This is a genomic window from Massilia sp. CT11-108 (assembly GCF_047302915.1).
Classification (GTDB): domain Bacteria; phylum Pseudomonadota; class Gammaproteobacteria; order Burkholderiales; family Burkholderiaceae_D; genus Telluria; species Telluria orientalis.
Window position 1 is genome coordinate 1 of sequence record NZ_JBKYMO010000217.1, and the last position, 9,309, is coordinate 9,309.

Consider the following 9,309-nt stretch of genomic DNA (forward strand, 5'->3'; position numbering starts at 1 on the left):
GCCGACCGCCGCGGTCCGCAATTCGTGACCCGCGTCGGCGCCGGCCTGAGCGTCGCCTCGTTCGCGCTCATGTTCGCCATGCCGCACCTGCCGCCGTCGGCGCAACTGGTGCTGCTGGCCCTGGCGACCGTCGGCTTCGACCTGGGCGTGCAGGCGACGATGATCGCCCACCAGACCATCGTCTACGGCATCGCACCGGAAGCCCGCAGCCGCCTGAACGCGATCTTCATGACCACGATGTTCGTCGGCATGGCAGCGGGCGGCGCGCTCGGTGCCCAGGCGCTGGCTGCGTGGGGCTGGAACGGCATCGTGATCCTTGCCGTCGCATCGAGCCTGGCCGCGCTGGCGGTGCGGATCCGGGCCGCGTCGGCGCAATAACAGACATCAGGAATGACCGGCGCCAGGCCACGACAACGCGGCCTGGCGCCGTACTTTTGCGGGCCGCACCGCCCGCGCGACGAGCACCGTCGTGCCCACGCAGGCGGCGACGACGGCGACGAACGTGCCGTAGCGTGCCGGTGCCGGCTGCTGCATCAGGGACTGGCCGGGCAGTGTCGTCGCGATCCCGACGAGCAGCATCATGACCGGGAAGTGGAAGAAGAAGGTGAATGCGGCAGCGGGTTCGTCGCGCACCGCCTCATGCTGCGCGCCGGGCGGGTACTGGGCCCAGGCGATGGTGGCGAAGCCCCAGCCCACGAGCAGGAACTTACAGTCGGCGAGCCAGGCGCCGGACGCCGGCGACCCATGTACGCCGGCGCCGAGGAAACGGGACAGCAGCAGCGCGGCGAGAAAGCCGACGATGGCGACGGGCCGCGACGGCCTGGCGCTGTGCAGCGCGCCCATGTGCGCCACCGCGACGCCGGTCAGCCAGATGGCCGACCAGATCAGGAACAGGGGCGGCGCCAGCACCACCACGGCCGCCAGCAGCACGACCCGGCCGGCGCGCGTGGCGCGCAGGAAGACGTCCAGCAGGATGAGCGACCAGAACAGGAACGACAGCAGGTACAGCATGCCGTTGCTGCCGAACGTGGGCACGACGAAGGGCTGCAGCATGAACAGATTCCCTAACAGCGCGGCATAGCCGAGCGAGAGCGTGCTGAAGGCGGGATAGGCCGTGTACAGGTCCGATCCGTTGAAGAACCGCGCGCCCGCGGCATCGAACAAGGCGCCGAGGGCCAGGCCGGGCAGGAGAATCCGGTACAGCGCGATGGCGTGCCGGCCCGGCGTTGCAGGGGCGGGCGGCCCGTGGGCCTGTAGCGCGCGTCCCGTCAGGATGCCGTCGAGGACGAGGAAGACGGCAAAGGATTCATGGCCGAGCCCCGTGAAGAAATAAAAGACGTCGGACAGCCACGTTTTCGCCTGGACGTGTTCGTAGTCCACGAACAGCAGGAAACGGACGTGGTACATCAGTGCCACCAGGACGCTGGTCCAGCGTGCTACATGCAGGAACGCGACGAAGCGCCCCTGCATGCTAGCTTTTTCCAAGCTAAAAATTCCAATAGACATTGTCCAAGTTCATCAAGCGTGATGTGGCTTCATGTTAGGGCGCGGATCGGCATAGCTTTTGCGGCTGCGCAGGCAGGCCCACACTGTGTGTGGAAGTCACACTTCAATCGCATCGGCCAATAATATGTAGCGATCGGTTGCTTAAGGAAAGATAAATTTCCCAATAAAAACAATGAGGTAGCAGGGAATAAAAAGTGATTCAAATGAAATAATCTGTGAGAAAAATGTGTCAACTTTTTATTATCATTGCCCCGTTCTCATCTGCCCTGCCCATCCATGTTGCTACCCAGCGCCTCGTTCGACCTGACCGATGCCAACCGTCCCATCCGCCTGCGCATGTCCACCGCACGTGGCGTCCGGGACGACCAGCTGCTCGTCAAGCACGTCAGCGGCATCGAGAGCATGTGCGGCGGCATCGAGTACTCGCTGCTGTGCGTCTCCACCCAGGCCGGCCTCGCGCTGAAGCAGTTCATCGCCAATCCCGTGGAGCTGCAGTTCGTCACCGACAGCGGCGGCCTGCGTTCCGTGTGCGGCATCGTCGCGGCGGCGTCCGAAGGGCAGAGCGATGGCGGGCTGGCCACCTACCAGCTGATCGTGCGCGATGCCTTCGCCCTGCTCGACAAGACGTCCGGCACGCGCGTGTTCCGCAATGCCAGCGAAGTCGACATCACGGATATCCTGCTCAAGGAATTCCGCCAGGCGAATCCGGTCGCGGCGCGTGCGTTCGCTTACGACCTCGGTAGCCTGAAGTCGTACCCCCAGCGCGAATTCACGATGCAGTACAACGAGTCGACGGGCGCGTTCCTGCGCCGCCTGTGGAAGCGGCGCGGCATCTCGTGGTTCATCCAGCCCGGCGCGGCGAGTGAACGGGGCAGCGACGAGACGCCGTTGCATACGCTCGTGCTGTTCGACGACGCCATGGCGCTGAAGAAGAATGCCGGCGGCGAGGTGCGTTTCCACCGGGACGATGCGACCGAAGTCCGCGACGTCATCACGGCCTGGCACGCCGTGCGCACGCTGACGCCTGGGAAGATCAGCCGCCAGAGCTGGGACTATGCGACGTCGGGCGCGGCGACGACCCAGGAAAACGGGATGAACGACCAGGGCGAACTGGGCAACCATTTTGCCGCGAGCCTGGACGACTACCTGGTCGACCCGCCGCACCTCGGCGACAACGACGCCGATTACCGCAGCCTGGGCGTGGCGCGCATCCAGCGCCACGAATACGAAGCCAAGTACTTCCAGGGCGAGGGCAGCGAGCGCAACATGTGTGTCGGCCAATGGAACACCATCGTCGGCCATCCTGAGCTGAACGCTCATCCGGAGGCCGAGCGCGATTTCGTCGTCACCGAACTGCGCGTGGAAGCCGAGAACAACCTGCCGAAGACGCTCGACGACCAGGCGCGCCGCCTGTTTTCGCTGAACCGCTGGCGCGACGGCAGTGCCGCGCTGGGCCAGGCCAGCGCCGAACGGGGCGTGCGCTACACGAACCGCTTCAGCTGCGTGCGGCGCGGCGTGCCGATCGTGCCGGCGTACGACCCGCGCGTGGACCTGCCGCGCACGGAACTGCAGTACGTCACCGTGGTCGGCCCGGTGAACGAAGAGATCCACTGCGACCATCTCGGCCGCGTCAAGGTGCGCTTCCCCGGCGCCCGCGAGGACGATCACGCGCATGCGCACGGCGCGGGTGCGTCCGACAGCGACCGCGACTCCGCGTGGGTCCAGGTGGCGAACCCGTGGGCGGGCGACCAGTATGGGACGATCTCGCTGCCGCGCGTGGGCCACCAGGTGCTGTGCGCCTTCGTCGGCGGCGATCCGGACAAGCCCCTGATCATCGGCCGCGCGCATGGCGGCAAGACGCCGCCCCCGTCGTTCAGCCGCACGAGCCGCCTGCCGGGCGACCGCTATTTGTCCGGCATCGTCAGCCGCGAAGGCAAGTCGCAGCGCTACAACCAGCTGCGCCTGGACGACACGCCGGGAGAAATCAGCGCGCAGCTGGAAAGCGTGCACGCCCGCAGCCAGCTGAACCTCGGCTACCTGACGCACCCGCGCCAGGACGGCCGTGCCGACCCGCGCGGCCAGGGCTTCGAACTGCGGACGGACGACAGCGGCGCCATCCGCACGGCCAAGTCCCTGCTGATCTCGGCCTGGAAACGCCTGGACGCCGCCGGCACGCAACTGGGCAGCAACGAGCACCTCGCGCTGATGCAGGATTGCCTGGACCTGTTCAAGACGCTGGGCGAGTACGCCGCCCAGCGCCAGGGCCTGCCCGTCGACCCGGCGCCGCAGGATGCGCTCAAGGCCGACCTCGAGGCGGCACCGGGTGCGCGCAATGCGGACGTGGCGGGCGACGCCAAGCCGACCGTCAGCGTGACCGGCCCGGAAGGCATCGCGTTCAGCACGCCGAAGACGATCGTCAGCTATGCGGGCGTCAACCTGGACACGGTCGCGCAGCAGCACATGCAGCTCGCCAGCGGCAAGCGCTTCAACGTCAACGCAGGCAAGGGCATCTCGCTGTTCTCGCACAGCGACGGTATCACGCAGATCGCCCACAACGGCGACTTCACGATGCAGAGCCAGCACGACGACATGAAGCTCGTCTCCGCCAAGGACATCAAGGTGACGGCGGCCAAACGCATGATCGCGATGGCCGAGGAAGAGATGACGTTCATCGTCAGCGGCGGGGCTTATCTGCGGCTGAAGGGCGGCGACATCGAGATCGGCGGGCCGGGGAATTTGACCGTCAAGACGGCGGAGCATCACTGGAATGGGCCGGCGAGCGGGAAGACGGAAATGCCGTCATTCGGTGCGGGCACGTTCGAGCGCACGCCGCGCCTGGTCCGCGCCACCGACGGCAAGCCGGTCGAGGGCATGCAGGTCCACATCGAGCGCGATGGTGCCGCGCCGATTACGGGCGAGACGAATGCCGCCGGCGAGGGGCCGAAGGTCAAGGGTGACCGGCTGGAGCTGCTCAAAGTAACGTTCAAAAAACTGTTGAAGTAAGCAGGAGCGGTAATGGAAGGCACGACAATGGACGAACCGACCGTGATCGCGGTGGGCGACGGCAGCGGCAGTACGCTGCTCAACGAAAGCTACCTGGACGTGGTGATGCAGTTGCCGTTGCCGGGTATCGTGATCTTTGTGCATGGGGTGAATTCGGATGGCGAGTGGTATCAGGCGGCGGAGCGGGGTCTGTGCAACGGCTTGAACACGCGCCTTGCGCGCCAGCGTGGGGAGATCGTTCACGCGAACACGAATGGGGGGCAGTTGAAGGCGGTCGAGTACCTGGATGATCTGACCGCGGATGGTTACCTGAATCCGGACAAACAACCAGATACGTTTATTGCGCCGGATGCTCACTATTCGCCAGTCATCCAGTTCCGCTGGGGCTACAAAGCGAGCGCCGAGGATTTGCAGACCTATGGTGACGGTATTTTCTTGAACGAGAATAATTACTGGGGCGGCGGTCCTTTCGCCAACGGTTGCACGTCGCTGCCGGACTTGTGGGGCCAAGGCTTGAACGACCAGCTCTTCCTTTGGCTGCATGCGCAGCACTTGAATCCCACCAACGACCGTATGGTATATGCCTGCCCGCCGCGCCCGTATTACGTACTGGCTGCATTGCGGCTCGCAAAATTGATCAAGGCGATCAGGGAAAAGCAGGCAGACGTACCTATTACCATCGTGTGTCACAGCCAGGGTAACATGGTCAGCTTGGCGGCAGCCTTCCTCGGCGACCGGTTCGGTGAGGTCAAAGATGTCGCCGGCAAGCCCGGTCGTTGCGTGGCCGACAGCTATGTGCTGTGTAATCCGCCGTACAGCCTTGTGAAGAAGAACCTCGTCGAGGCATGGTCGGGTACTGGAATAGCGGCGAGGGAGTTTCATTGGGGGCGGCAGACCCTCAAGGCTCGTACCACGACCTTGAAGCACTTTTTCGACATTATCCGCAAGCAGGCGGAAAACGCACAGGCACCTGACAAGATCGACGCGTTCATGAAGAACCAGCCACATGGATTCACCGCACAAGCGGACCGTGAGCAATGGGGATTTGGTCCGAACAAGACGAATCACGGTCGCGTTACTCTGTATTTCAATCCTCACGACCAAGTGATTTCGGCTAGCCCGGTGCAAGGGATCGGTTGGCGTGGGATGAGCACTGAAGAAATAAAGGCGGCAGGAGGTGATGACGTCTTTTGCCAGCGCGTATTTGCCGAAAAGTTTCCTGTTGGTAAAGAGGGTGTCAAGGCCTACCATTTCTGGAAGAATCACCATGGCACCGGATTGAAAACTGGTAGTCAGAATTTCTGGCATCCCGCGTCCCCACAGGCGAAGTACGCGATCAAAAAAGGGCTGGACGCGAACAAGAACTGGCTTGCCAAGGTGGTGACGATCGCAACGGCACCGGTTTTTTATCTGGTCACGGCCATCATTGATATCCGCATCAACGCGCTTCCGGACGACGATTGGGAAACACCCCTGGATGCGCCAAAGCTACCGGAAGCGTTCGAACCGAAGTCGATGCGTTTCGGAAAAATCGGCGATATATTTGACGAAGGAACGGATGCGCCGGGGGCGAGCCGAGACCGCGAGCGCGTGCGTGAGGAAGGCGATCCGTACGACACCGATGAGGGAGGAAAGGCTGAGGGAAGCAAGGATACCGAAGCGTCGCTGCGTTACGAGCATCACGCGCTGCTGCGGATGCGGGCGAGGCGCGAAGACTTGCATCAAGATTCCGATCCCGGCAAAGGACTGTACCGAAATTCAGAATTCGTCACCGAAGAAGATAATCTCGACGGGGCCAGCGATAATTTTAAGGCTTGGCGCGCGAAGAAGATCAAGGAAACGCTGGCGGAGAACGTTAAGGCGCCAGCTACCGATCACTCGTCGATCATGACGAATCCAGATCATGCCAAGAAGGCGCTGGCGTATGACATTCCTGTTGGGGTATGTCATATCAAGAATGACGACGTCCGAATGTTTCGTCAAATGGCGGATTGGCGTTACGCGAGTGGTTTGGATGATGGTAATCCCGTCAAGGAATTCATTGAATATTTTAAAATTGGGAAATTTAAAGGGGATGCCATCTATGACTGGGCTAATAATGATCGGCATGGAAAAATGCCTGAGAAGATTGTTGATGAGCGAGACATGCTCGGTCTTTAATATTTGAGAAAGCGATCCATGCGTAGTCTTGCAAATACACCGATTCGCCGTGTCGTCTGCGGCACTCTTGCCTTTGTAATGGCATTGTTCATGTCGCTTTGGATGATGTGGCGCGCCGATCCAGACGCTATTCGCCCTCTCTCCAATGCCCAGATCTTTACTAGATTGTTTGCAATTCCCGCCACATTTGCGGCGATCACGCTTGGTGTTATGACTGGCTTTTTTTCACGCCCAGCGCGTGCTGAAGTATTGCCGAAACCTGTCGCAACCACTCAGAAAGCGGAGCCATTCACGGCTCAGGTAGTCGGATTGCAGTGGTTGAATCCCTTGCAGCGGAGGGATTATCCGACTGAATGGCAACTGCTGTGGACACTCGGTCTGGTCGGCCCCAATAAAAATGACGACATGGTCAAAGCCAAGCCGGAAAAATACGGCAAGTTACAGGCTATTGGATCTATTGCCGTGGGCAACGACGGCAAAGAGACTTTTAAAGGATATCATCATAAATATATTGAGGAACTGATATACGCCTATCATGATATCTATTTCATGGATTCAAACTATTTCTATAACGCGCACTCCAGAGAGGATAAAACATCATGGCGGGAACTGGCTGGGATCCATATCGAGTACGCTCTACCGGAGGGAAAACTCGACCCTGTCGAGGCAGGGAATTTTCTTCGAGATATCATCACCAATACTTTCAGCATCGGTAGCAAATCGTTTCCGAATGCGTGGACCCGGAACACGCCGCCAGACGTACGTATCACTATGGGCGGCGCCAACGCCGGTTTCACGTCATTGTCTGCCGCACTGGACTACCTGCAAGCCCACCCGAACGAAACGGTGTGGGTCATGAACTGGGACGCGCCGAGCCGTCCAAAAGATCGCCAGATAAACGAAAACATGGTGCAATTGATCCTGGCCGGTCCAAACTACAAAACGGAACGTGCGCCGCTGGCTTGGCTCGGCTATCCGGCGAGCGCCAAGGTCACTGATTTCGATACGGCTAAAGACAAACCGCCGCGCGTCATCCAGGCATGGAAGGCAGCCTTCGAAAAGGCTGCGCACAATGCCGGCAAGCAGACGACTGACGTCGGCTACGTCATCCACGACGCCAACAACAACGCAGTGACGGCGTCCGACCGCATCGCTGCGCTGGCGCGTACGGCAACCGAGGAAGTGCCGGAACTGGACTTCATGAAGCAAGCGTTCAATACGCCCGCACTGCTCGGTGAGATGGGCGCGGGCACGGCGCTCACGAACGTCGCGCTGGCCATCGCCTACGCCAACCACATCGGCAAGACCGTGCTCGTCGCCGGCACGACCGACCAGGCCCAACCGATTGCGACCCTGGTAGTGCCGCCGGCCATCGTGCGGCCGATCCGGCCCGACGAGCCCTGGTTTCGGGCGCGAGGCGAGAATACTGCCCACCTGGCGTGGTGGGGCATCCGCCACGACGTCAAAGACACGACGCAAGGCTATTCCCGCTGACGAGGTACCGCATGCGCAAGGTCATCCGCCTGAACGACCCGACCACGCACGGTGGCAAGGTCATCACGGCGTCTCCCAACAGCAAGGTGCAGGGCGTCGCCGTAGCCCGCAAGGGAGACCGCTGCCTGTGTCCGATCCGCGGCCACGACAATTGTGTGATCGCCGAGGGCGAGCCGCAGGTGCTGATCGACGGGGTGCCGGTTGCGTTCGAAGGTCATGCGACGAGTTGCGGCGCCAAGCTGATCTCGACCGTGGGCACGAGCGGCCGTGATTAAATATCGGACCTCGTCGACTATACGTATTTTCTCAATCAGGACGCTGCGTCGGATTGCGTTTGGCATTCTGCGACGGATGAATACTGGGCCTCGCTGATATTCGGTATCACTTTGGCCGTCTTGGCTCGTCCCGTTCACCGCCACGCCGAGGCCGAGCGCGACGCACTCCGCCGCCGACAGGATACTGCTCACCCGATAAGCCGGCGCAATCTTCGGAAAATGCCGCCGCCGCCACAAGACCGACGGATGGTCGGGCAGGGCATCGTCCGGTCTGCGAATACCTCGACGACACCGAGGCGCCGCGTCTGCGTCCGGATGATGCGTTGCGGCGCGCGCGCCACCGGAGCTGGATGGAATTCGGCTCGGCGCTGCTGCACGCGCCGCCGTACTTCGACGGCGAACGCTTCTGCATCGTCGATGCGGTGTTTGCGCCGGTGTTCCGCTATCTCGACGTGTTCGAACGCATCGGCGAGTTCGGGATGCTGGCTGGACTGAGCAAGGTGCAGGCATGGCGCGCGGCGCTGGCACTGCGGCCGTCGGTCCGGGCAGCCGTCGATCCGCCCTATCCGGAACTGTTGACGGCCTTCCTGGCGCGGCGCGGGGCGGCGCTCAGCCGGCACATGCGGGAGCAGGGGGGAGAAACGAAAACAGCGGCCATCAGCCGCTGTCTTGTATGAATTCTGTGGTCGGGGTGAGAGGATTCGAACCTCCGGCCTCTACGTCCCGAACGTAGCGCTCTACCGGGCTAAGCTACACCCCGACTGGTATGGGTACTGCTGAGGGAGAAAAACAGATGGTCGGGGTGAGAGGATTCGAACCTCCGGCCTCTACGTCCCGAACGTAGCGCTCTACCGGGCTAAGCTACACCCCG

6 protein-coding genes, 2 tRNA genes and 2 pseudogenes are annotated in these 9,309 nt (G+C 61.8%); 6 read left to right on the plus strand and 4 right to left on the minus strand.

Annotated elements, in window-relative coordinates:
- Nucleotides 1-378: pseudogene (locus ACEN88_RS17505) on the plus strand (MFS transporter); the annotation flags it as partial.
- Nucleotides 379-384: 6 nt separating this feature from the next.
- Here the strand turns inward: ACEN88_RS17505 and ACEN88_RS17510 are convergent.
- A complete protein-coding gene (locus tag ACEN88_RS17510) occupies nt 385-1,485 on the minus strand; it encodes a hypothetical protein (protein WP_413341550.1) in 1,101 nt (366 codons plus the stop codon).
- 297 nt (nt 1,486-1,782) lie between these two features.
- Here ACEN88_RS17510 and ACEN88_RS17515 point away from each other — a divergent pair, with 297 nt between their 5' ends.
- Genes ACEN88_RS17515 through ACEN88_RS17530 form a run of 4 tightly spaced genes read left to right on the plus strand, consistent with a single transcriptional unit; the run spans nt 1,783 to nt 8,438 of the window.
- Entirely contained in the window at nt 1,783-4,509 is a 2,727-nt protein-coding gene (locus ACEN88_RS17515) for a type VI secretion system Vgr family protein (RefSeq protein ID WP_413341552.1), read from the plus strand.
- A gap of 27 nt (nt 4,510-4,536) precedes the next feature.
- Nucleotides 4,537-6,669 carry a DUF3274 domain-containing protein gene (locus tag ACEN88_RS17520; RefSeq protein WP_413341554.1) on the plus strand — a complete coding sequence of 711 codons (2,133 nt, stop codon included), beginning with the start codon at nt 4,537-4,539 and terminating at the stop codon, nt 6,667-6,669.
- An 18-nt stretch (nt 6,670-6,687) separates the two neighbouring features.
- On the plus strand, nt 6,688-8,163 hold the full coding sequence (locus tag ACEN88_RS17525; protein WP_413341556.1) for a hypothetical protein: 1,476 nt from the start codon (nt 6,688-6,690) through the stop codon (nt 8,161-8,163).
- Between the two features lie 11 nt (nt 8,164-8,174).
- On the plus strand, nt 8,175-8,438 hold the full coding sequence (locus ACEN88_RS17530; RefSeq protein WP_413341557.1) for a PAAR domain-containing protein: 264 nt from the start codon (nt 8,175-8,177) through the stop codon (nt 8,436-8,438).
- Between the two features lie 135 nt (nt 8,439-8,573).
- Here the strand turns inward: ACEN88_RS17530 and ACEN88_RS17535 are convergent.
- Nucleotides 8,574-8,705 (minus strand): annotated as a pseudogene (locus ACEN88_RS17535) (LysR family transcriptional regulator); the annotation flags it as partial.
- 83 nt (nt 8,706-8,788) lie between these two features.
- Here ACEN88_RS17535 and ACEN88_RS17540 point away from each other — a divergent pair.
- Entirely contained in the window at nt 8,789-9,115 is a 327-nt protein-coding gene (locus ACEN88_RS17540; RefSeq protein ID WP_413341559.1) for a hypothetical protein, read from the plus strand.
- Nucleotides 9,116-9,121: 6 nt separating this feature from the next.
- Here ACEN88_RS17540 and ACEN88_RS17545 read toward each other — a convergent pair.
- Both ACEN88_RS17545 and ACEN88_RS17550 read right to left on the minus strand, forming a co-directional pair.
- A tRNA-Pro gene (locus ACEN88_RS17545) sits at nt 9,122-9,198 on the minus strand.
- A 34-nt stretch (nt 9,199-9,232) separates the two neighbouring features.
- A tRNA-Pro gene (locus tag ACEN88_RS17550) sits at nt 9,233-9,309 on the minus strand.